Raw genomic sequence first — 21,528 nt, forward strand, 5'->3', positions numbered from 1 at the left:
CGGCGGATATCTTTCTGTGTCAGCCGATGGTCGCCAGTTCTGCGCCCAGCGCCACCGTTGTTCCGGGTTTAGCGGTGAACTTGATGCGTCCGGCCTTAGGAGCGTGCACACGCGTCTCCATCTTCATGGCTTCGACGAGCGCAACTGCTTCGCCGTCATTGACCTCGGCGCCATCCTCCACCAGCCATTTCTGCAGCGTGCCCGGTATCGGCGCGGTAACCGCATTGGCGTTGCCAGGACCGGCGGATCCCGCAGTTGCCTGCGGAGCGGCCATTCCAGAGAACAGGGCTCCCGGCAGCCCGATCGCATGGCGCTTTCCATCGATCTCGATGAAGCTGCGAATGAAGCCGCCCTCCACGGGATCGACGCGCGGCGCCGGCTCGATACCGCGGAAAGCGGTCTCAATCCAGTTGGTGTACACCTTGAAGCCGTCCTCGCCGGTGAAGTCGCGTTCTTCGAGCACTGCCCGATGGAAGGGCAGGACCGAGGCGACACCTTCGATCTCGAACTCGGCCAGCGCGCGGCGAGCGCGGATCAGTGCCTCTTCCCGGCTTGCGCCGGTGACAATGAGCTTGGCCATCATCGAATCGTAGAGCCCCGAGATCTCCGACCCCGTCTCAACGCCGGCATCCAGCCGAACTCCGGGACCGGCCGGCGCCCGAAAGCGCTTGACCAGCCCCGGCGTCGGGAGGAACCCGCGGCCCGGATCTTCGGCATTGATCCGGAACTCGAATGTATGTCCTCGTGGATGAGGGGTTTCGGTGACCGACAGCGGCAGACCGTCTGCGATGCGCAGCTGCTCGATGACGATATCGACCCCGGTCGTCTCCTCGGTCACAGGGTGCTCGACCTGGAGCCGCGTATTGACCTCGAGAAAGGAGATGACGCCGTTGCCGGAAAGCAAGAACTCGACCGTACCCGCACCCGTATAGCCGGCTTCGTCGCAGATCGCGCGCGCTGCATCGTGAATACGGGCACGCTGATCCTCGGTGATGAAGGGAGCGGGGGCTTCCTCGACAAGTTTCTGGTTGCGCCGCTGCAGCGAGCAATCGCGTGTGCCGAGAACGACAGTGTTGCCATGGCTGTCGGCGATCACCTGCGCTTCAATGTGGCGCGGCTTGTCGAGGAACTGCTCGGCATAACACTCGCCGCGGCCGAAGGCTTCGGTCGCCTCGCGCACGGCGGAGTCAAACAGTTCCCCGACCTCCTCAAGCTTCCACGCGACCTTCATGCCGCGGCCGCCGCCGCCAAAGGCTGCCTTGATCGCCAGCGGCATGCCGACCTGCCTTGCAAAGGCAATGGCTTCGGCAGCCGAGTTGAGCGGACCATCTGAGCCTGTGACGAGCGGCGCGCCGACCTTGGCGGCGATCCGGCGGGCCTCGACCTTATCGCCAAGGGCGGTAATGACATCAGGGGCCGGGCCGACCCAGGTGAGGCCGGCGTCGATCACAGCCTTTGCGAACTCCGAGCGCTCGGACAGAAAGCCATAGCCGGGGTGAACGGCATCAGCGCCGGACGTGCGAGCGATGCCGAGAATCTTTTCGATGTTTAGATAGGTATCGGCGGGGCGACCTGGGCCGAGTCCATAGGCTTCATCGGCGAGCTCGACATAGAGCGAGTTGGCATCTGCATCGGAGTAGATGGCAACCGAGGCAATGCCATAGTCACGGGCGGCGCGAGCGATGCGGATGGCGATTTCGCCGCGATTGGCAATCAGGAGTTTCTTCATCGGGCTGTGTCCCTGAGGAGCGGGTCGAAGGGTGCAATGGCGTTGAAGCGTATCTTCGCGCCGATCGGAATTTGGCCGGCGAGATCGAGATGATGAGAAGCGACCACGGCGATCACCGGATAGCCACCGGTCAGCGGATGGTCTGCGAGGAAGAGCACGGGCTGGCCGCTATGAGGAACCTGGATGGCGCCCAGCGGCGTGCCCTCAGATGGCAGCTCCGATGCATCGGCTCTTTCCAGCGGCTCTGCGCCGGCAAGGCGCACGCCGACCCGGCTCGATTCTGCCGTCACCTGCCATTCCTGTGTCAGCAGTGTGGTTAGCCCCCGGTCTGTGAACCAGTCCGTGCGAGGGCCTAGTACGACATCGAGCGTGGCCGTGTCGCCTGCCTTCGGCAGTTGCGTTGACTTGGGACTATTGGGATCAACGGCCGTGACCGCTTCGGCCCCGGGCGCAAGCACATCGCCAGCTGCGATCGGAGAGGGGCCGACCTTAGCCAAAGTATCAGTTGCGGCGGAGCCCAGACCCTTTTCGACGGCAAAGCCGCCGCGGAGCGCCATATAGCTGCGCGTGCCTTCCGGCGGGAATTCCAGTGTCAGCTCGTCGCCGGCATCCAGCGCAAAAGGCTGGCCAATAGGTGCGCCAATGCTTCGCCCGTCGGCGGTATGAATAGTCATAGGAGCCGGTGCTCCCGTGATCGCCAGCGTCACCGGCCGATCTGCCTTGATGGCGAAGCCGCCATAGGCAATCTCGATGACTGCCGCGCCGCGCGGATTGCCGACGCAGAGATTGGCTTCGATCAGGCTTTGGCGATCAAGTGCTCCGGACTCGGAGACACCCTGGCCGGCCTGGCCCCGGCGGCCGAGATCCTGAAAGAGGGCAGGGCGGTCGGCCCGGGTGACGAGGATTCCGTTCGCCTCGATTGATGTCGGAGTGCTTGTCTCCGAAGCAGCCGGCAGTGCCGACACCGACACGCTAGCACCTTTCGCTATGTCGCGGAAGCGAACGCGGTCGCCAGGCGCAAGAAGGGCCGCCCGCACACGGCTAGTGTCCCACATCTTCAGTGGCGTTTGACCGAGAAGCTGCCAGCCGCCGGGGCTGTCGGTCGGATAGATGCCGCCGAACTTGCCGCCGAGCGCCACCGAGCCGGCGGGAATGCGCACGCGCGGGCTCTTGCGCCGCGGCACGTCGAAGGCCGGATCATCCGAGGTCATATAGGCAAAGCCAGGCGCGAACCCGGTGAAGGCCACAGTATAGGTCGCTTCGGTATGGCGGCGGGTCAGTTCCTCGACGGTCCAGCCAAGCAATTCGGCGACGTCGTTCAGATCCTCCCCGTCATAGGTGACGGGGATCTCGAAGGTCTCTCCATGGCGGCTGGATCTTTTGGACAGATCGATGCGTGCGATGATGTCGGCCAGAGCAAGCCGATTGGTGAGGCGCACATCGAAACGCACCAGCAGGGTGCGCGCTGCCGGAATGAGCTCGGTGACGCCGTCCGGCCGATCAGCCTGCAGGGCGTCTAGCAAAGTCAGTGCCGTCTCGAGATCGTCGAGCTCGACCAGCAGCGCATCACTGCCTGCGGGAAGAAACCGAAGTCGCTCAGCCATGGATGAAGCTCTTCAGCTCGAGACCATTTTGGACCAGCGCGTCGCGGACCGCCCTCGCAATGGAGACTGCCGCCGGTGTATCGCCGTGGACGCAGATTGAGTGTGCTTCTAGCTCGATCGCCGTGCCGTCGATCGCGGTGATACGTCCTTCTCTAACGAGACGCAGCATTCGGCTTGCAACAAGTTCGGGATCGTGAATGACAGAATTTGGCAGGCGACGGCTGACCAGACTGCCATTGGCATTGTACGCCCGGTCGGCGAAGGCTTCGCAGACCACCGTCAGTCCCGCGGACCGTGCCTGTTCGACGATTGGCGCGCCGGAAAGGGCCATCAGCACAAGCGAGGGATCGACAGCCTTGATGGCGGCAATGACATCAGCCGCTTGGCGTTTGTCATGGGCGATCGTGTTGTAGAGCGCGCCATGCGGCTTCACATAGCTGACCCTCGTGCCGGCGACCTTGGCAAGCCCCTGCAAGGCGCCGATCTGATAGATCGTGTCGCCGACCAGTTCCTCGCTGGACGGATCCATATTGCGCCGGCCGAAGCCGACGAGATCGCGATAGCCGACATGTGCCCCGACCGAGACGCCGAGCCGTGCAGCTCCCTTCAGGACGGCCAGGATGCCGGCCGGGTCACCTGCATGAAAGCCGCAGGCGATGTTGGCGCTGGTGACGATCGATAGCATCGCTACATCGTCGCCCATTGGCCAGGGACCGAAACTTTCGCCAAGGTCGCTATTGAGATCGACGCGTGTCATCGCAATTCATCCTAGAACATCATCTAGTTTTGTCTGATAACATGATAACGATTGTTGAACAATACCAATTCGACGTGCCCGAGGGTGCGCGCTTCGCAAGCCAATGCCCCGCCGATCGATGTGGCTTGTCTCGTCACGGAGGCGGGCGCCGACGATGACGTGACCTCGGCTACCAGGCGATCTCCCGTTAGTCGCCACTTTCCCCACCTGGATAGCTTGATGCCGCCCAAGGAGCGGCTCAAACTCGCGTCCACACCTAGATCTTTGTAAGAGCGTCGGCCATTATCCGCGCCAACGCTTTGGTGGCGAGGCTCGGCTCCTTCTCCGCATACTTGATGCTCAAGGAAGTCATCGGCAGGGGTGGAAGGATCGTTTGGTCATCGATGATCCGCACATCTTTCGCCGCATCTCCGACGCTTACCACTGATATTGCCAGTCCCGTGCGCACAACGGAAAGGACTCCTTCGAGGCTCGTGCAGGTAAAATTGCACTTCCAAGGTATTCCACTCTCTTCAAGCGCGGCTGTCGCGGCTTTGCGGTAGGTGCAAGGCCCATCGACTCCAGCTAGAATGACCGCACCGTTCGGCGGCGGTGTCCAGTTGTTCCCGGCGATCCATACAATTCGCTCATGCCGCAGAATGTCGCCGCCATTTCCGCCCACTTCTCGAATCAAAGCCACATCTAGGTTTCGATCACGCAGGTCCCTGATGTGGTTCGCTCCCAAGCCCGCTTTCATTTCCACTGACACCCCGGGCTTGTCGATCATAAATTCTCGCAAGGCGCCTGCGATGATATCAAACAAGTAGTAGTCATCTGGAACTCCAATCACGACGGAGCCACTGAGGAGCCCAGGTTTGAATTTTTCCTCCATCTCCTCAACGGACTGAAGAACGCGCATCGCGTATGGGATGAGATCGCGGCCCTCATTTGTAATTCGGCAGTTCCGGGTCGTTCGCTCGAATAACTGCTTACCGAGGTGTTCCTCCAAGCGTGCAATCTGATGACTCACAGTTGATTGGGTCACGTTGAGGCGTGTGGCGGCTGCGGAGAAGCTTTGCGTGTCGGACACGGTAAGAAAAGACCGGAGAAGGGAAGTATCCATCGTAGTCTCATTTATTGAGATCGTCGATCAGTTGTGAACAGGGTACCTATTGTTCGCGCTAAATCAAACAGTCGGGCGGAACTTGGTAATTCTACGGTCTTGCGCCGCAAGCTCGGAGAAATCAATCTTCCGGGTTGCACAGTTTGGCAGTGACCTGACGAAAGCCAACGACCCGCGTGCTCTCGTGTCGCTCATGCTGATTTATTGGATTTCTGCATAAATCAATAACTTAAATTCACTTCAGCCTTCAAGCCTTGTGTGGTTCCCTCCACTAACAAACGATCTGTGGCCGCATAACAGCCCAACGGTCAAGCAAGAAGCTTAGCGGCTAGCAGGAATGTCGATGTAAACTTTGGCGACATTGCCTGGGGTTGGAGTCGAGGAGAAAATTCGTGGAACAAGAGAGCACGATGTTGGCCGACGTAGCCATCCCAGAAATCAGGCAGGTTCCGGTACCCGGTGGACGGTTGGAAGATAATTACGGCGAAAAAATCAGGATCGGACTGATCGCGCTGTGCGACGACGTCGCGGTAGATCGGGACTTTGCTCGAATGATCCCTGATGATCGCGTCGCTCTCATCACTTCCCGCATTCTTTTAGAGCAACCGAATTCCGAAAGGACATTCTTAGCGATGGCCGATCGCATTCCTGACACGGTGCGTTTGTTGTGTCCATCGCTACGGCTTGATTCTGTAGTTTTCGGCTGCACTTCGGCAACCTCTTTTATCGGAGAGGCCCGCGTGACCGAACTCGTTCTCAGTGCCCGACAAGGAGTGAACGTTACCAATCCTGGCACGGGTGCGATCACCGCGTTGACAGAACTTAATGCAAAGAGAGTTTCGGTCATAACACCCTACACTGCTGCCAACACGGAAAATGTCGTCCGGATGCTGGCCAAGGGTGGGATCCAGTCGGTGCAAGTGAGTTGCTTTGGGTTCGATACCGATATGGGTATTGGAAGCGTACCGCGCGACGCCTATGTCGAGGTCGCACGCAACACAAACCATCAGGACGCCGAGGCAATCTTCGTCTCCTGTACTGCGACCAAGGCTTTGGATGCAATTGACGAGATTGAAGCCGCGACCGGTCTTCCCTGCGTCACCTCAAATCAAGCGGCTTTTTGGCACGCATTGCGGATGGCCGGTTGGAACGAGCCTATTGCAGGATTCGGGCGCCTGATGAGAAATTGTTGGTAGTCCGAGTGGCACAAAGCGATGAAATACTACATCGCGTTACGGGCATAATGTAGTTCCGTGGGGATCCGCTTCGATCTCCTGAGCGTGCCTCCCGTTTCAAAGTAAACAGCAATCAGTCGATTGCCTCCGTTGGTAACGGAGCTAGCGTCACGCACATAGCGGCGGGATCGCCCACGCGGTTTATTCAAGCGGCCCTGTGATTCGCGCCTCGTATGCTCTGCAGCGCGCCGTTCCGTTGATTCCTCGGCATTTTGCGTTCGCAGCTCCAATATGCTGGGCACCCGCACCTCGCGAAGACGCCGATGGACGTGCTGTGTTGCCGCATCAGGTAAAAACTCATGGCAACGGGCGGTTAGACTGCGAATGGGGTCGGTCCGAAGACATCCAGACCAGAACGCTTACCTGACCAATTACTCTGTCGTTACCAGGCTCGTTTGCACAACAGTGTTTTTGTTCGTACGATGACGCGGTTTGTCGGATAATGCACACGCGATCGTTCTACGATAGCTGAGATGCGACTGGTGAGTTGTGAGCAGAGATGTTGAGTGAAGGAAGTGCGACTGACGATAGATCCCTCGCGGAGTCAGTCGCCGAAAGAATCCGAGAATTGCTGATAGCTGGCGAGTTCGAACCAGGACAGAAGCTCTCAGAGCACCAAATGGCAGCTCATTTTGACATCTCGCGTAACACTTTGCGGGAGGTGTTCCGGCTTTTGACCAGTCAGAGGTTACTCACTTATACGCCAAACCGCGGGGTGTTCGTTGTCGCGCCCGACGAGGTCGCGGTGCTCGACATATACCGGGTCCGTGCGGTCATCCAAACCGGAGCTATTCGCGCAGCCACGAAAGGTCACCCTGCTCTCGTCCGAATGCGACTGCTTGCGGAGCAGGGGCGCAGAGCAAGCTTAAAGAAAGACTGGAAGCAGGTTGGAACCACGAATATGGAGTTCCACCGGGCGATGGTCGAATTTTGCGACAGTCCCCGGCTGAATTCGGTATTTGATCTGCTGCTTGCCGAACTTCGACTTGTGTTCGCCCAGCTCGAAGACGGTGCCCACCTTCATGAGCCGTACGTCGAACTCAACGAAGCTCTGGTGCTTTCCCTCGAGGCCGGCAACGTTGCACATGCCGTCTCACAATTGGAGGGATATCTTCTAAAATCCGAACGAGCCGTTCTTGCGGCTATTCAGCGGCGACGCGGATAAGAGTTATCAGGACAATCGAGTTTGGCAGAGCGATGCCCTCGCCACATGATAAACACGCCAGCTGCTACCACGATTGCAGCGCCCGCAACCATGTTCCAGGAGACGTGTTCATCGAAGAAGCATATCGCAATGCCAGTGCCGGCCACGAGTTGCAAGTAGGTGAGCGGCTGTACTTCGGAGGCCTCGAGAACGCGATAGGCGCGGATGAGGCAGTAGTGACTGAGCGCGCCGCAGATGCACAGCGCACCCAGCAGCGGCAAGTCGGACGACAATACGGGCGTCCAGAAGAGCGGACCGACCAGTGAGATGGCGATGGCGCCGACTATAGCCGTATAGAAGAGGCTCGTTGAAGAGGAATCATTGTAGCTGACAGCTCTAGTGGCGACGCTATAAATCGCAAACAACAGCGCGCTGGTAAGCGGGAGAAGCAGGGAGGCGCTGAGCCCGCCTCCGCTTGGGCTTAGAATTATCAGAACGCCAATCAATGCCGCCGTGACAGCGACCCAGCGGCGCCATTCAACTCTCTCGCCGAGCAGTGGAACCGAAAGAACGGTTACAAGAATTGGTGCCGCCTGGAAGATGGCCTGGGTCATCGCAAGCCCGACCTGTGTGAGTGAGAAGACGAAGAGCAGTATTTCGCCGATGAGTAACAAACCTCGCAGTGTCTGAAGGACAGGATGTCTGGTGACAGTCGCTTTTCGGACGCCTGACTCAGATCTGGCGAGAGCCACGAGCACAAATGCGGCGAACGCCCAATAGCGGATCATCGCGATGAAGATTGGCGGATAGTGTGTTGCGAGATGTTTCGACAAACCGTCCTGTGTCGCAAACAGCATGATTGCGGACAACGCAAAAACATATCCCGGCAGCTTCGATTTCATAGAGATCGTTCTACTTGGTGTGCGCACATCGCGTGCTTTGCCATAATCGAAGGTCCATCCCTCGCGCCGCAGTCGCCAGCTCACCCTTGAGGGCTGGGGGCTACGCGCAACTCGGAAAAATCGGCGATGGCTCGGAAGCCTCGCCATTCATGCCGGCCTAGGTCCCCGGGTCGGTTCGTTGTGGAACTCCCCACGCGTTTGCATCCGATACAGCACACGGCAGAAGTTCCGGAGGGAATGCTTGATAGCACACCGGTCGCAAGAACCGTTCAATCGCGAGACTTCCGACAGAGGTGGTGCGAACGTCCGAGGTCGCGGGGAAGGGGCCGCCGTGGACCATTGCATGGCTCACCTCGACGCCCGTCCCGAAGCCATTGACAATCAACCTTCCTGCTTTGCGCTCGAGCAGCGGCGTAAGCTCGCGGGCAAACATGTAGTCGCCTTGGTCGATATGCAGCGCAATCGTCAACTGCCCCTCGAGGTGTTCGACAACCTCGCGGAGTTCTTTTGCGTCGTCGCAACGGACGATCAGTGTTGCGGCACCGAACACTTCGTCTTGAAGCTCCCTGTGCGAAAGGAAGGCGCCGGCAGTGGTTTCGAAAATTCCCGCCTGGGCCTGATTTTCCCCGCCGGCGCGCCCACGCGCGACAGTCGTGACCGATTGATGGGAGACGAGTTGATCGACGCCAGAGCGATATGCTTTGTGGATGGCGGGTGTCAGCATCGTAGCCGCAGTCGTGGCCGAAATCGCTTCCCGCGCGGCGGTTACGAACGAGTCGTATCCTTCGCTATTGACTGCAAGGATCAGGCCTGGATTCGTGCAAAACTGGCCAGCTCCCAAAGTAAGAGCCGCCACGAGTTGGCTGCCTATTTCGGCTCCGCGCGCGGCGAGAGCGCTTGGGAAGAGGATGACTGGATTTATCGAACTCATTTCGGCGTACACCGGGATCGGCTCGGGGCGCCGAGCGGCGATCTGCATGAATGCCACTCCTGCGCCACGGGAGCCGGTGAAGCCAATAGCTTTGATGCGCGGGTTGGCGACGAGCGCTTGGGAGACTGCCCGCTTCGAATCAAAGATGAGCGAGAAGGTGCCTTCGGGCAACTCGCAGGCTCTGACAGCCGACTGCACCGCGCGACCGACGAGTTCTGACGTACCGGGGTGTGCTGAATGCGCTTTGACGATTACCGGGCAGCCCGCTGCAAGGGCGGACGCTGTGTCTCCACCTGCGACTGAGAAGGCAAGCGGAAAGTTCGATGCGCCGAATACGCCGACCGGTCCCACGCCGATGTTGGTGAGACGAAGATCTGCACGAGGCTGCGGTTTTCGGGAAGGCATGGCTTTGTCGATGCGAACATCGAGAAAAGCGCCCTCACGTACCACCGATGCGAACAGCTGGAGCTGACCGACGGTGCGGCTACGTTCACCTTCTATGCGAATTCGGGGGAGCCCTGTCTCGGCAACACAGCGATCAATGAGTTCATCGCCAAGGTCCAGTATGTTCGACCCGATTTTCTCAAGGAGCATCGCCCTCTCTTCAGGCGAGGTCCTACGAAATGTGTCAAACGCTTGATCCGCAATCAAGCACGCCTGCTCCAGGTCCTCGAGTGCGGCGCCGCCAAAGCTTGGTTCGAGCCGTCTTCCCGAAGCCGCCTCAATCCCCCAGATTTCGCCATCCGAGCCGCGGCGCGTTGATCCGCCGATTAGAAGTTCGCCGGTAATCATCTGTCCTCCGGATAGCCCCCGCGGTCAGCGGTCGGCTTTATTGGCCCGGCCGCGAGACGCGCGGCCGGGGCATTGAGATCCAAGGGTTAGGCAGCCTGCTTGTTGCGCTCGGCGAGCGCATCGATAGCTTTCTTGATCGTGGAAATCACGAACTCGCGCTCATTTCCCACCAGCGGCAGCCGGGGCGCTCGCGTCCATTCCGGAGCACCGTAGGCGAGATGTTCGCCGAGCTTGATGTACTGGACCAGCTTGACATGCGTGTCGAGGTGGAATGACGGCGTCAGAACTTGATACAATTCACGCGCCTCCGCATATTTGTTTTGGGCGCAAAGATTGAAGAGTTCCACGCACTCCGTCGGCCAAACATTGGTCATTCCCGATACCCAGCCGGTCACTCCCAGAGCCGAGCTTTCGACGATCAGGTCGTCGACGCCGCAGAAGACGCTAAAGCGATCGCCAAATTCAACATACAAGTCGGTCACCCGCCGAATGTCGCCGCTCTCCTCTTTGATGCAGACGATCTCCGGCGTGTCGACGAAGTTCTTGAGAACCTCGACCGTGCAGTCGACACCATAGGCAATGGGATTGTTGTAAATCATGATCGGGAGGGAAGAGGCGCCGGCGATGGCCTTGTACCATTCTGCCGTTTCGCGGACGTCCGTCTTGTAGCCAAGGCTCGGAAACACCATCAAGCCTTGGGCGCCGAACGATTCGTAGAGCTTCGCATTGGCCTTGGCATTTTCCAGTGTGACTTCGGCGAGGCCGGAGAGCACCGGAACCCGGCCGCCCACCACCTCGACTGCACCGCGAATGATTTGTTCGCGCTCGCCCATCGACATCGAGGCGTTTTCTCCAAGCATCGGGAGCACGATCACACCGGAGACGCCCGCCTTCACCAGGCGATCGATGCTGCTTTGTGTGGCTTGAAGGTCAACCTGGCCATCCTTTGCCAACTTGGTTGTTACGGCTGGAAACACGCCCGACCATTTTACCATGATATCGATCCTTTCATGAGATATACACTGGATCCAATCTACATAAGCCAAGCGACATGTCCAGCTTTAATGTTGGATAATTTTAGGCTAGTGTGCATATTATCGGCTGCCGGTCCGCATCTAGGACACGGAAATGCCAATCTTTTTGGGATTTGGATCCAACACGTGAACGAGATGCTCGAACAGAAAAGCCCGCGCTCAAAGTACCGCCTGAAACGACAGAGCCTGCCGGAGGCCCTGGCTGACTCGTTGCGCGAACGAATTCTCAATGGCGAGTTCAAGGAAGGAGAGCCGCTTGTTCAGGAAGCGATCGCCGCCGAATATGAATGCAGCCGGATGCCCGTGCGCGAAGCCTTCCGCCAACTTGAGGCGGCTGGGCTCATTGTCTCCAAGATCCACAAGGGCGCGGTTGTAACGACGCTGCCATCAGAACAGATCATGGAACTATTCGAGCTGCGCGCAATGTTGGAATGTGACATCCTCACCTACGCGCTCAGCCGAATGACAGACCATCATCTCGATATGTCAGAGCAGGTTCTTGAGCAACTTGAGGACGCCTATCACAAGCGCGACATAGCAAAGGTCGGCGCCCTAAACTGGGAGTTTCACCGCAGTCTCTACGTGCCCGCGCACCGCATTCAAACTTTGGCACTGATCCAGGGCATCAACGTCCAGACCGATCGCTATATCAGGCTCCAACTCCTGTTGACGTCTGCATTCGAAGAAGCAGAGCAGGATCACCGCCAAATACTGAAATTGTGCCGAAGCCATGATCCGAGCGTGGTCGAGTTCATGCGAGGGCACATCATCCGGGCCGGCCATAATCTTCTTGACGCTCTCAGCACTCGCAAGACCAGTGGCACAGCTGCCTGACTAAAGGCTTCTCCATCGCTTTTTAGCCTCCACGCCGTCTCGCTGGTCCTCGGATGGTGCCATCATGGGTTACCTGCCTGACCCAAATCGGACACCAAGCCATCCCACAATGGCCTCAAGGCAGCAGTATAGTGCTCGGTCTTGTTGCCACGAGCGATGCGGTGGAAGGCGTCTATACGCCCCGAGATGGCAGTTTGTTGCGCCTCGCGAGTATCTCACTCTGGGTTGTCGGTACGCGCGTCTGAACTCGTATCGGCTGATACGAGCCACGTTGCGTGGCAAACACAAATCACAAAAGCGTCCCTGCCGATAGAGAGGTCGAGCCTTCATTACGGCCGTAGACACTGAGGCCTAAGCGTTGTAGATTGGATCCAATTCCGGTGCCATTGAGGAGTGAGCCCTGGAGTTGAACGCCTAGTCATCACGATTTCAAACGGGGGGAATGATATGAAATATGAGGCAAGCGTACGTCTAAGAGCATCTTTGACCCGGGCGGCCGTGTTGTCCTGCCTGGCTGTTGGGCTTCACTTCGCCAGTCCGGCGGCCGCGGACACCCTTCGGGTTATCGCCGACGGAGACATGAAGACACCTGATCCCATCGTCACGACATCCTGGGATACCCAGGTCCATGCATACCTGATTTACGACAAGCTTTTCGAAATGGATGAAACCGGGTCTCCTCGGCCCTCACTCGCCGATACGGTCGAAGCCAGCCAAGACCGACGGACCTTCACGATCACGCTTCGGAGCGGTGTGAAGTTTTCCGACGGCAGCCCAATTGCGCCCGACGACGTCATTCAATCGCTGAAGCGCTGGTCTTCGCGCGACGTCACCGGCCAGTTGTTGGCCGCAAGGCTTAAGAGCATGACGACGATTGACGCGCGTACAATTCGCATTGAGTTGAACGAGCCGTTTGACGTGCCGGAGGCCTTGGCTGGTATTACCGGAAACCCCGCTTTCATCATGCCAAAGCGCGTGGCCACGAACGCGTCGACCGATCCGCGTGCTGCCTATATCGCAGCCGACGATGATGGCGAACGGAGGGACGTGGCGTATCAGTTACAAAAGCGCGCGTCCGAATATCTGCCGTTTATCCTGACGGGGGAATCCTATTACCCGCGAGTTTACCGGTCGGATATAGAGGGCTTCAACCCTGCGGCTCCTAGACTGTACTTCTGGAACATCACGCGAAAGAGCAAATAGCACCGCTCTCTTGTCGATGAGCCACTTGTCTCCGCGGTTGTCGTGACCAGTGGCTTTCTCGCCGAATGAACTTGAGCCAAGGCGCAGCTTTGGCTTAAGGGCAACTGAACTGAAGCCGTCAGCAAGACCGTCACTATCGCTGGGCAAATAGGCGGCCCGCCATGCGGTTTGTAATTGGATCCAATCTACAAGGGATTGACAATGCTGGATCCAAGTGGTTGGATGAGAGAAAGTGAATTGAGGGGCAACCTCGATAATCAACTGGGAGAAGCGCAGTGGACGCTGAAAGAATTCATCGGGAATCAATTCTCATCGACGCGGTTGCGCCGCTTCTGGATCGAAAGGAATACGTGGATTCTTATCGCGCGGGCGGAGCAACTTGTGTGGCCCCGACAATTTCCGCGGGAACTGACTCACCTGACCACGCGCTTCATGGAATTGGCAGTTGGTTGCGGTTCATCCGGGCTCGGGAAGATCTGAAGCTGGTTCGAACGGCATCGGACATCGAGGCCGCCAAGCGCGACGGCTTGATGGGGGTTCTGTTTCATTTCCAAGGAACTGGGCCTTTTCAGACCGACCTCGATCTTGTCGAGGCTTTTCAAGCGCTCGGTTTGCGGATGGTGCAGCTGACCTACAATAGACGGGATTATGTCGGTAGCGGATGCGAGGAAGATTTTGACGAGGGACTTTCAGCCTTCGGCAAGAAGCTTATCCGAAGGCTGAATGAGAATCGCGTTGTCGTTGATTGCAGCCATACCGGCTACAAAACCACAATGGATGCCTTGTCGTTGACAACGCGACCGACGGTTTTCTCGCATTCGAATTCGGCCACACTGTTTCCCAGCAGAAGAAACATCCACGACGATCAAGTCAAAGCTGCGGCGGCTACAGGCGGCCTTGTCGGCGTCACCGCTGTTCCTCAGTTCGTGGTCCCCGCAAATGGCGGTGCAGCACGTCCCTCGCTTGATGATCTGATTGGCCATATCGACCATTTCGTGTCGCTCGTTGGAATCGACCACGTCGGGTTGGGTCTCGATTATTGGTGGGGGACGCCTCCGTTTTCAAAGACGGAATCTGTCATCAGCGAATGGGAGCACTATGTCCGCATAGGCGACTGGAGCCCCGAAGCTTATCCCCGCCCGCCTCATTACAACCCCCCTGAGATTGAGACGCCTGACATGCTTATCGGCATGACGCAGGGGCTGCTTCGCAGGGGGTACAAAGAGGAGGATGTTCGCAAGATCTTGGGACTGAACTGGTTGCGTGTCTTCCGCGAAGTTTGGGGGGAGTGACCCGGTGGTCCTCGAATTGAATGCGCCTGGCAAACCCAGATCGGAGCTTCGCACCATGCTTGAGCAGCCGATGACAAACGCCGTACTTTCTGTTTCGAATCTGGTCACCTCCTTCCGAACGGGCGGGGGCTGGAAGTCGGTGGTCGATGGCGTGTCTTTCGACATCGGTCCGAAAGAGACCGTTGCCGTGGTGGGCGAATCTGGCTCAGGTAAGAGCGTTACTGCACTCTCGATCATGCAGCTAAACGCGCCTGGCTTGAGTCGGGTCGACGGGTCGGTCAAGCTCGAGGGAAGGGAACTCCTGACCCTTTCGAACGCCGACATGCGTCGCATCCGCGGCAATGAAATCGCGATGATTTTCCAGGAGCCGATGACGTCACTGAACCCGGTGCTGTCCATCGGGTTTCAGATCGCCGAAGCACTGGTGTTGCATCGACGCTTGTCGCACGCCGCAGCTGAGGCGGAGACCATCCGACTGCTGGAGAAGGTGCGGATCCCAGCTGCGAAATCGCGCTTTCATGAATATCCACACCGCTTCTCGGGTGGTATGCGCCAGCGCGTGATGATTGCAATGGCTCTGGCATGCAAACCGAAGCTGCTCATCGCGGACGAGCCTACGACCGCGCTTGACGTCACGATTCAGGCCCAGATTCTGCAACTCATCAAGGAGCTGCAGGAGGAAGGGGAGATGTCCGTTCTCTTCATCACCCACGACATGGGCGTGGTTGCCGAAATCGCTGACCGAACGGTGGTGATGTATAAAGGCAAGGCGATCGAAACCGGCGCGACAGAGGATATTTTCAAGAATCCCGCCCAGCCCTATACGCGATCCCTATTGTCGGCAGTGCCAAAGCTCGGTTCGATGAGAGGCGAAACCCGGCCGATGCGATTTCCCATCTTCGACCGAACAACGGGCGAGCCCGACGAAACGGTCGAGACGCCAGACACGGTCAAAGGGGCCGAACGTCCTGTGCTGGAAGTTGCCGGATTGACCAAGCGGTTCGAAATTTCTTCGGGACTGTTTTCGTCCGTCAAGAGTCGGATCCACGCGGTCGAGAACGTCTCCTTCGATGTCAGGAGCGGCGAGACCTTGGCGTTGGTCGGTGAGTCGGGTTGCGGAAAATCCACGACCGGCCGCGCAATTATGCGGCTGATCGAGCCTTCATCGGGCTCCGTGCAGCTCGACGGCGTGGATTTGCTCAAGCTGAGCGCCAATGACCTGTTGGAACGGCGCAAGCGCATGCAGATGATCTTTCAAGATCCATTTGCCTCGCTAAACCCACGCATGAAGATCGGCACGGCTATAGCCGAGCCCTTGATAATCAATGGTGTCGCCAACCGCTCGGAAGCACGCGACAAGGTCGCCGATCTCTTGTTGCGGGTCGGACTTTCAGCCGACATGGCGAACCGCTTTCCACACGAGTTCTCGGGAGGTCAGCGTCAGCGCATCTGCATCGCCCGTGCCCTGGCGCTGGAGCCACGGCTGATTGTGGCGGACGAAGCTGTCTCGGCGCTCGACGTTTCGGTGAAGGCTCAGGTCGTCAACCTGATGCTCGAACTTCAGGCCCGCATGGGACTCGCCTATCTTTTCATTTCGCATGATATGGCCGTGATAGAGCGTGTCAGCCACCGCGTTGCAGTGATGTATCTCGGAGAGATTGTCGAGATCGGTCCGCGCGCAGCGATTTTCCAGAATCCGCAACATCCCTACACCAAGAGGTTGCTAGCGGCAGTGCCGATCGCCGATCCGGCGCGGCGCCTGCAGAAACGCTCCGTTCCGAACGAGGAAGTTCGGAGTCCGGTTCGGTCTGCAGACTATATCCCACCTGTGCGCCAATACCGGGAGGTCTCACCAGGCCACGCCGTTATGGTCTGGGACGCCGAGTGGGAGAAGATGGGTACGTCTGGCCAATCGGTCTGACGTGTCGCGAAACCAAAACTGTCAAAAAAGGGGAATAAAAATGACTACCAGATCCAATCATAAGACGTTGTCGTGCCTTTTTAGAACCGCAGCACTAGCTCCCCTAGTAGCCAGTGCTCTTTTTGCTAGCGCTGCGATGGCGGACACATTGCGCGTTATTTCAGATGCCGATCTGAAAACTGTAGATCCTATCCTGACGACGGCAACTTTGACGCAGGTGCATGCTTCGCTGATCTATGACAAGCTGTTCGAGTTCGATGAACATGGTGCACCCAGGCCGGAACTGGCCGACAAGGTTACCGTCAGCGATGACCAAAGGACCTACACGATTTCGCTACGTCCTGACCTGAAGTTTTCCGATGGTAGCGCCATTACCACTGACGACGTGATCGCATCATTGAAGCGCTGGGCCTCGAAGGATCAGATCGGAAAAATGTTGGCCGACAGGCTCAAAAATATGAGCAGAATTGACGATGTGACGCTGCAGATCGAATTGTCGGATCCTTTTGATGTTCCCTCCGCGCTGGCGGGTGCGACGGGAAACCCGGCCTTCATCATGCCTCAGCGCGTCGCCGCATTGCCCGCAACTGAGTCTCTCAAGGATGCTACCGGATCGGGTCCGTATTCATTTGATCTGTCGGCGTGGAAGCCAGGTCAGACGCGCGTCTATACCAAGAACCCCCATTATGTCCCCAGGGGCGACGCGCCCAGCTATATGTCCGGCAAGAAGGAGGCCGCATTCGATACTATCGAGATGGCCTACATTCCGGATCCCAACACCGCTATGGCGGCGATGCTGACAGATCAGCACGACATTTGGCTCGGCCCGCCGATGGATAGTGCAGTCGCCATGCGGAGCGACAACAAGTTCGTGGTCGAAAATGGCGTCTGGCAGCAGTTCAACATTCGGCCGAACTTCAAGAACCCTCCGTTCGACAACGTTAAGGCACGTGAAGCCCTCACGTATCTCATCGATCAGAAGGAGCTTGGACCTCTTGTGGCCGGCGATCCGGAATTGTGGCGCGAGTGTTATGCTATTTTAATGTGCGGCAGCCCATATGGTGATGAAGCGGCTTATTCCGGCCACCGCGGCGCACCCGATTACGAGAAAGCAAAACAGCTGCTGGCGGAAGCTGGCTATGACGGCAAGCCGATCGTCATTCTCGAGCCAACCGATTACGCTCCGTACCACGCCGCAGCATTGTATCTGGCGCAGCAACTTCGAAAGATCGGTGCAAACGTCGATCTGCAATCGATGGATTGGTCAACGCTGACGTCGCGACGGACGTCGAAAGCGCCGGTCTCGGAGGGCGGCTGGAATCTGATGATGTCAAGCATGGACTCCTCGGGCGCTTCATCTCCGATCACGCATCTTATGCTTGCATCCAGTTGTGACGACGCCTGGTTCGGCTGGCCATGTGACAAGCAAATGGAAGATCTGAGGGCCGCATTCCTCGGCGCAACAAGTGACGCCGAAAAGAAGAAGATCACCTTCGACATACAGAAGCGTTCATCGGAATATCTGCCCTTCATCCCGGTAGGAGAGTCTTCCAGCCCTGTTGTGCGCCGGGCGGAAATCGAGAATTTCGACGCGGATGTCGCGGTTTGGTATTTCTGGAACGTGCGCCGCAAGACGAACTAACGACGTCAAGTCCGGGCTTGTGAGGCCAGTATGATTAAATACCTGATAACCCGAATTCTCTCGGTCATACCCGTTGTAGGGGTGGTAACAGCAGTCGTATTTGGACTGACCTATCTAAGCCCAGGCGATCCGGCAGCGGTCCTGGCGGGCGACTATGCGTCGCCCGCCCAAATCGAGGCCATTCGTGATCGGCTTCAGCTCGATGCTCCGGTTTTTTCTCGCTACCTCGTGTGGCTGGGGAACACGTTGCAGGGCGACTTAGGGATGTCACTGTTTTCGGGGCAGCCCGTGCTGAGTCTCATCCTCGCTCGGGCCGAGCCTACAATTACTCTCGCGATCGCGGCAACTTTAGTCGCACTGATCGTAGCGGTGCCGCTGGGGCTGTTGGCAGCGCAGCGGCCTGGCACAATTGCGGATCGCGCCGTCCTTCTCTTTTGTGTTGGGGGAATGTCGATACCGGCATTCTTAATCGGATATCTGCTGATCTTCACGTTCGGCGTGCGCCTGGGATGGCTGCCGGTTCAGGGTTTTGCCGGCATTGACAAGGGAATACCAGAGGTGGCGCGCCATGTGCTTCTGCCCGCGATCATGCTCGGATTCGCCCAAACGGCGTTAATTGGTCGGGTAACGAGGGCGAGCGCCATCGAAGTCCTCAATCAGGATTTCGTGCGTGTCGCGCGAGCGAAAGGATTGGGTGAGACCGCCATCGTCGTCCGGCACTGCCTCAGGCTGGTCGCCGTTCCTCTTGTCACCGTTGTGGGAACCTCGTTCGCCTCAATGCTTGGCGGTGTGGTGATAACCGAGACTGTGTTCGCAATCCCTGGGATCGGGCGTCTCCTCGTCGAGGCCATACAGCGCATCGACATTCCCGTCATCCAGGGAGTGCTCTTGGTCAGCGCGGTTGTCTACGTAGTCATCAACTTGCTTGTCGACCTGACGTACCTGGTCATCGACCCGCGGATCAAATATACCTGAGGAGCTTAGAATTATGACGTTCTCCGATGTGACGGGCTCCTTGCAACTGCGACAGTTTTCGCGTCTGCCAGCGGCCCTGCAAACAGCCACCATTTTCTTGGTCTTGGTCGTGCTGACAACATATTTGTCGCCTTTGATAACCAGCACCGACCCGCTTGCGATGAACCCACAATTCAGGCTCAAGACGTCCAGCTACGATCATGTGCTCGGGACAGACATGTTCGGGCGCGATATCTTTACGCGACTGCTATACGGGGGTCAGGTGTCGCTCGCGATCGGCGTGGGCACAGCAATTCTGGCGACAACAGTTGGAACGGTTTTGGGTCTGATTGCCGGAGCTGGGCGATCGTCGGACAAGATCCTGATGAGAATCATGGATGGCATGATGGCCATCCCCGGGATTCTGCTCGCGATTGCATTGGCTACAATTTTTGGAAGCGGAATCTTGACGGTGATCGTAGCGTTGGCGGTCCCCGAAGTGCCGGTCGTCGCACGGCTGGTAAGAAGTTTGACGCTTACACTGCGGGAACAAGCATTCGTGGAGGCGGCCCAGTCCTACGGCGCCAGACCTTTGCGAATCCTCTTCCGATATATCCTGCCGAACGCGTTGGCGCCGATCGCCGTGCAGGCCACGTATATCTGCGGCCTCGCTATTCTCTTTGAGGCATATCTCGGTTTCGTGGGGGTTGGGGTGCCTCCTGAACACCCTAGCTGGGGGAACATCGTAGCCGAGGGGCGGACTTTCGTGCTGATCGCGCCGCACCTCATCGTCTATCCCAGCATCATAATTGCGTTGGTGGTTCTTGCCATAAATCTGATAGGCGACGGGTTGCGAGACATGCTCGATCCTCGCTTCAATCTCCCAGACTAGGTCGCATCCCGACAAATCCCGACGCCGCCACGGCTCCGGCGTCGGCCCCACGGCGTTCCCAGACAAGTTGATCTGGAAGATTCAAGTCAGGAGGCGTTGAACACTGTTGGCCACTTGCGAGATCCGCTCCATACGACGCCCCGGGTAACGCGCGGGCTCATACGATACGAAAAAAATGTCGACGCACAGTTTGGGCGCGGTCATGCGGCAACGGCATCAACGGACTGTGTTCGGTTCTCCAACCTTCGGGCTCGATCTGCGACTTGTCCCAAAGCGTTCGGGAGCAGAGGAAAAGGAAAAATGGCAGTTACGAGCGTCATTGTGATAGGTGCCGGCATTGTCGGACTGAGTGTCGCCTTCGAGGCGCTGCAGTCAGGAGCAAGCGTCACTATCGTCGATCGAGATCCGGCCGGTGACAAAGCGTCCTACGGCAACGCCGGCGGCATCGCTGTAACAGAGGTTATACCAGCGTCTGTTCCGGGATTGTGGAAGAAAGTGCCGTTCTGGCTGTTGGATCCCCTCGGCCCGCTGGCGCTTCGAGTCGGGCACACACCGCAGATGGTACCGTGGCTGTGGCGTTTTGCGCGAGTTGGTTCGGCATCCGAGGTCGGTCGCATATCCAAGGCGTTGGCCTCAATCAACAGTCGAGTTTACGACGATCTGGTGCCGCTCTTCAACAAGGTCGGACTTGCGGGCGACTTGTTCCGCAGGGGCGCACTGACCGTCTACGAGACGGAGAACGGATTTCTCAGGGACGAACATGAATGGGAGATCAAGCGTGCGCTGGGAGTGGAGATGCAGGCACTGTCGGCACGTGAGGTAACAGACATGGAGCCAGCCCTGGGCCCAATTGTGCAGCGCGGAGTGTTTACGCCTCAATGGTCGCACATCACGGATCCAAAGAAGGTCGTGGATGTCTTGCGCATGTGGCTCGTCGCGAACGGTGCAAAAATCGTCCAGGGCCAGGTAGATCGGGTTTACTCAACCGGCGACGGGGCGGAGATTGCGCTGAATGGGGGCACGACGCTTGCCGCCACGAAGCTTGTGATCGCAGCAGGAGCATGGTCGGCACGATTTGCCCGTCAGCTGGGGGATCGCGTGCTTCTTGAGAGTGAGCGAGGATATAATACGACTATCGCCGCGCCCGGAGTCACGCTTGAACGTGAGGTGATATTCGCGGATCGGAAGTTTGTGGCGACGCCGCTTTCTGTCGGATTGCGGATCGGCGGGGCTGCCGAGTTCGGCGGATTGCAGTCTCCACCTAACTTTAAGCGCTCGAAGGCACTGGTCAAGCTCGCAAAGCTCTATCTCCCGGGACTGCGAGAACAGGGGGGTGTCGAATGGGCTGGCCACCGGCCGGCTACGCCCGACAGTCTGCCGGTTATCGGCAGATCGTCTGCTAGCCAGCATATCATTTATGCATTCGGGCATGGGCATCTGGGGCTGACCCAGGGGCCAACCACCGGCAAGATCGTCGGTGACCTTCTTTTCGACCGCTCCCCAAGCCTCGATCTCTCGCCATTTTCCGCCGCACGGTTCTCCTTCAGGAAAGAAAAATAA

At 58.1% G+C, this 21,528-nt stretch carries 17 protein-coding genes; 10 read left to right on the plus strand and 7 right to left on the minus strand.

Annotated elements, in window-relative coordinates; translation table 11 throughout:
• Window positions 1-19 precede the first annotated feature (19 nt).
• The 4 genes from ATB98_RS19025 to ATB98_RS19040 form a co-directional block, all read right to left on the minus strand.
• The gene (locus ATB98_RS19025; RefSeq protein WP_066876258.1) at window positions 20-1,729 is read right to left on the minus strand and encodes an acetyl/propionyl/methylcrotonyl-CoA carboxylase subunit alpha; all 1,710 of its coding nucleotides are present in this window, start codon (window positions 1,727-1,729) and stop codon (window positions 20-22) included.
• The gene (locus ATB98_RS19030; protein ID WP_066876261.1) at window positions 1,726-3,333 is read right to left on the minus strand and encodes a 5-oxoprolinase subunit B/C family protein; all 1,608 of its coding nucleotides are present in this window, start codon (window positions 3,331-3,333) and stop codon (window positions 1,726-1,728) included. The genes ATB98_RS19025 and ATB98_RS19030 overlap by 4 nt, the downstream gene beginning before the upstream one ends.
• Window positions 3,326-4,090, minus strand: coding sequence for a LamB/YcsF family protein (locus ATB98_RS19035; protein WP_066876263.1), 765 nt, complete (start codon window positions 4,088-4,090; stop codon window positions 3,326-3,328). Before ATB98_RS19035 ends, ATB98_RS19030 begins: the two co-directional genes overlap by 8 nt.
• A 256-nt stretch (window positions 4,091-4,346) precedes the next feature.
• On the minus strand, window positions 4,347-5,192 hold the full coding sequence (locus ATB98_RS19040) for a LysR family transcriptional regulator (RefSeq protein WP_066876265.1): 846 nt from the start codon (window positions 5,190-5,192) through the stop codon (window positions 4,347-4,349).
• Between the two features lie 392 nt (window positions 5,193-5,584).
• Here ATB98_RS19040 and ATB98_RS19045 point away from each other — a divergent pair, with 392 nt between their 5' ends.
• Together ATB98_RS19045 and ATB98_RS19050 are read left to right on the plus strand one after the other, a co-directional pair.
• Window positions 5,585-6,388, plus strand: coding sequence for a maleate cis-trans isomerase family protein (locus tag ATB98_RS19045; protein WP_234781948.1), 804 nt, complete (start codon window positions 5,585-5,587; stop codon window positions 6,386-6,388).
• A gap of 538 nt (window positions 6,389-6,926) precedes the next feature.
• Window positions 6,927-7,592, plus strand: a complete 666-nt coding sequence (locus tag ATB98_RS19050) for a GntR family transcriptional regulator (RefSeq protein ID WP_066876267.1) — start codon at window positions 6,927-6,929, stop codon at window positions 7,590-7,592.
• Here ATB98_RS19050 and ATB98_RS19055 read toward each other — a convergent pair.
• From ATB98_RS19055 to ATB98_RS19065, 3 genes are all read right to left on the minus strand, one after another.
• A complete protein-coding gene (locus tag ATB98_RS19055; RefSeq protein ID WP_066876269.1) occupies window positions 7,574-8,473 on the minus strand; it encodes a DMT family transporter in 900 nt (299 codons plus the stop codon). The genes ATB98_RS19050 and ATB98_RS19055 overlap by 19 nt on opposite strands.
• A 157-nt stretch (window positions 8,474-8,630) precedes the next feature.
• Window positions 8,631-10,196 carry an aldehyde dehydrogenase (NADP(+)) gene (locus ATB98_RS19060; protein ID WP_066876271.1) on the minus strand — a complete coding sequence of 522 codons (1,566 nt, stop codon included), beginning with the start codon at window positions 10,194-10,196 and terminating at the stop codon, window positions 8,631-8,633.
• Window positions 10,197-10,282: 86 nt separating this feature from the next.
• Complete coding sequence (locus tag ATB98_RS19065) at window positions 10,283-11,191, minus strand: dihydrodipicolinate synthase family protein (RefSeq protein ID WP_066876273.1); 909 nt, start codon at window positions 11,189-11,191, stop codon at window positions 10,283-10,285.
• Between the two features lie 174 nt (window positions 11,192-11,365).
• Here ATB98_RS19065 and ATB98_RS19070 point away from each other — a divergent pair, with 174 nt between their 5' ends.
• The 8 genes from ATB98_RS19070 to ATB98_RS19105 all read left to right on the plus strand — a co-directional run bounded on the left by ATB98_RS19070 (window position 11,366) and on the right by ATB98_RS19105 (window position 21,528).
• Entirely contained in the window at window positions 11,366-12,064 is a 699-nt protein-coding gene (locus ATB98_RS19070) for a GntR family transcriptional regulator (RefSeq protein WP_066876390.1), read from the plus strand.
• 447 nt (window positions 12,065-12,511) lie between these two features.
• Window positions 12,512-13,267 carry an ABC transporter substrate-binding protein gene (locus ATB98_RS19075; protein WP_084435590.1) on the plus strand — a complete coding sequence of 252 codons (756 nt, stop codon included), beginning with the start codon at window positions 12,512-12,514 and terminating at the stop codon, window positions 13,265-13,267.
• A gap of 275 nt (window positions 13,268-13,542) precedes the next feature.
• Window positions 13,543-14,559 (plus strand): dipeptidase, encoded by a 1,017-nt coding sequence (locus tag ATB98_RS19080; protein ID WP_066876276.1) that lies wholly within the window; start codon window positions 13,543-13,545, stop codon window positions 14,557-14,559.
• A gap of 55 nt (window positions 14,560-14,614) precedes the next feature.
• A complete protein-coding gene (locus ATB98_RS19085) occupies window positions 14,615-16,480 on the plus strand; it encodes an ABC transporter ATP-binding protein (RefSeq protein ID WP_153435721.1) in 1,866 nt (621 codons plus the stop codon).
• A 40-nt stretch (window positions 16,481-16,520) separates the two neighbouring features.
• The gene (locus ATB98_RS19090) at window positions 16,521-18,122 is read left to right on the plus strand and encodes an ABC transporter substrate-binding protein (RefSeq protein ID WP_066876279.1); all 1,602 of its coding nucleotides are present in this window, start codon (window positions 16,521-16,523) and stop codon (window positions 18,120-18,122) included.
• A gap of 30 nt (window positions 18,123-18,152) precedes the next feature.
• A complete protein-coding gene (locus tag ATB98_RS19095) occupies window positions 18,153-19,097 on the plus strand; it encodes an ABC transporter permease (protein ID WP_066876281.1) in 945 nt (314 codons plus the stop codon).
• A gap of 13 nt (window positions 19,098-19,110) precedes the next feature.
• On the plus strand, window positions 19,111-19,968 hold the full coding sequence (locus ATB98_RS19100) for an ABC transporter permease (RefSeq protein ID WP_066876283.1): 858 nt from the start codon (window positions 19,111-19,113) through the stop codon (window positions 19,966-19,968).
• 300 nt (window positions 19,969-20,268) lie between these two features.
• Window positions 20,269-21,528, plus strand: a complete 1,260-nt coding sequence (locus ATB98_RS19105) for an NAD(P)/FAD-dependent oxidoreductase (RefSeq protein WP_066876285.1) — start codon at window positions 20,269-20,271, stop codon at window positions 21,526-21,528.

It is taken from the genome of Sinorhizobium saheli (assembly GCF_001651875.1).
In the GTDB taxonomy this organism is placed as follows: Bacteria; Pseudomonadota; Alphaproteobacteria; order Rhizobiales; family Rhizobiaceae; genus Sinorhizobium; species Sinorhizobium saheli.

Coding starts and splice junctions, on each gene's coding strand:
- ATB98_RS19060 (WP_066876271.1), bottom strand. CDS start 10,196: ATGATTACCGGCGAACTTCTAATCGGCGGATCAACGCGCCGCGGCTCG.
- ATB98_RS19030 (WP_066876261.1), bottom strand. CDS start 3,333: ATGGCTGAGCGACTTCGGTTTCTTCCCGCAGGCAGTGATGCGCTGCTG.
- ATB98_RS19075 (WP_084435590.1), top strand. CDS start 12,512: ATGAAATATGAGGCAAGCGTACGTCTAAGAGCATCTTTGACCCGGGCG.
- ATB98_RS19065 (WP_066876273.1), bottom strand. CDS start 11,191: ATGGTAAAATGGTCGGGCGTGTTTCCAGCCGTAACAACCAAGTTGGCA.
- ATB98_RS19105 (WP_066876285.1), top strand. CDS start 20,269: ATGGCAGTTACGAGCGTCATTGTGATAGGTGCCGGCATTGTCGGACTG.
- ATB98_RS19035 (WP_066876263.1), bottom strand. CDS start 4,090: ATGACACGCGTCGATCTCAATAGCGACCTTGGCGAAAGTTTCGGTCCC.
- ATB98_RS19085 (WP_153435721.1), top strand. CDS start 14,615: ATGCTTGAGCAGCCGATGACAAACGCCGTACTTTCTGTTTCGAATCTG.
- ATB98_RS19100 (WP_066876283.1), top strand. CDS start 19,111: ATGACGTTCTCCGATGTGACGGGCTCCTTGCAACTGCGACAGTTTTCG.
- ATB98_RS19090 (WP_066876279.1), top strand. CDS start 16,521: ATGACTACCAGATCCAATCATAAGACGTTGTCGTGCCTTTTTAGAACC.
- ATB98_RS19040 (WP_066876265.1), bottom strand. CDS start 5,192: ATGGATACTTCCCTTCTCCGGTCTTTTCTTACCGTGTCCGACACGCAA.
- ATB98_RS19050 (WP_066876267.1), top strand. CDS start 6,927: ATGTTGAGTGAAGGAAGTGCGACTGACGATAGATCCCTCGCGGAGTCA.
- ATB98_RS19055 (WP_066876269.1), bottom strand. CDS start 8,473: ATGAAATCGAAGCTGCCGGGATATGTTTTTGCGTTGTCCGCAATCATG.
- ATB98_RS19095 (WP_066876281.1), top strand. CDS start 18,153: ATGATTAAATACCTGATAACCCGAATTCTCTCGGTCATACCCGTTGTA.
- ATB98_RS19025 (WP_066876258.1), bottom strand. CDS start 1,729: ATGAAGAAACTCCTGATTGCCAATCGCGGCGAAATCGCCATCCGCATC.
- ATB98_RS19070 (WP_066876390.1), top strand. CDS start 11,366: ATGCTCGAACAGAAAAGCCCGCGCTCAAAGTACCGCCTGAAACGACAG.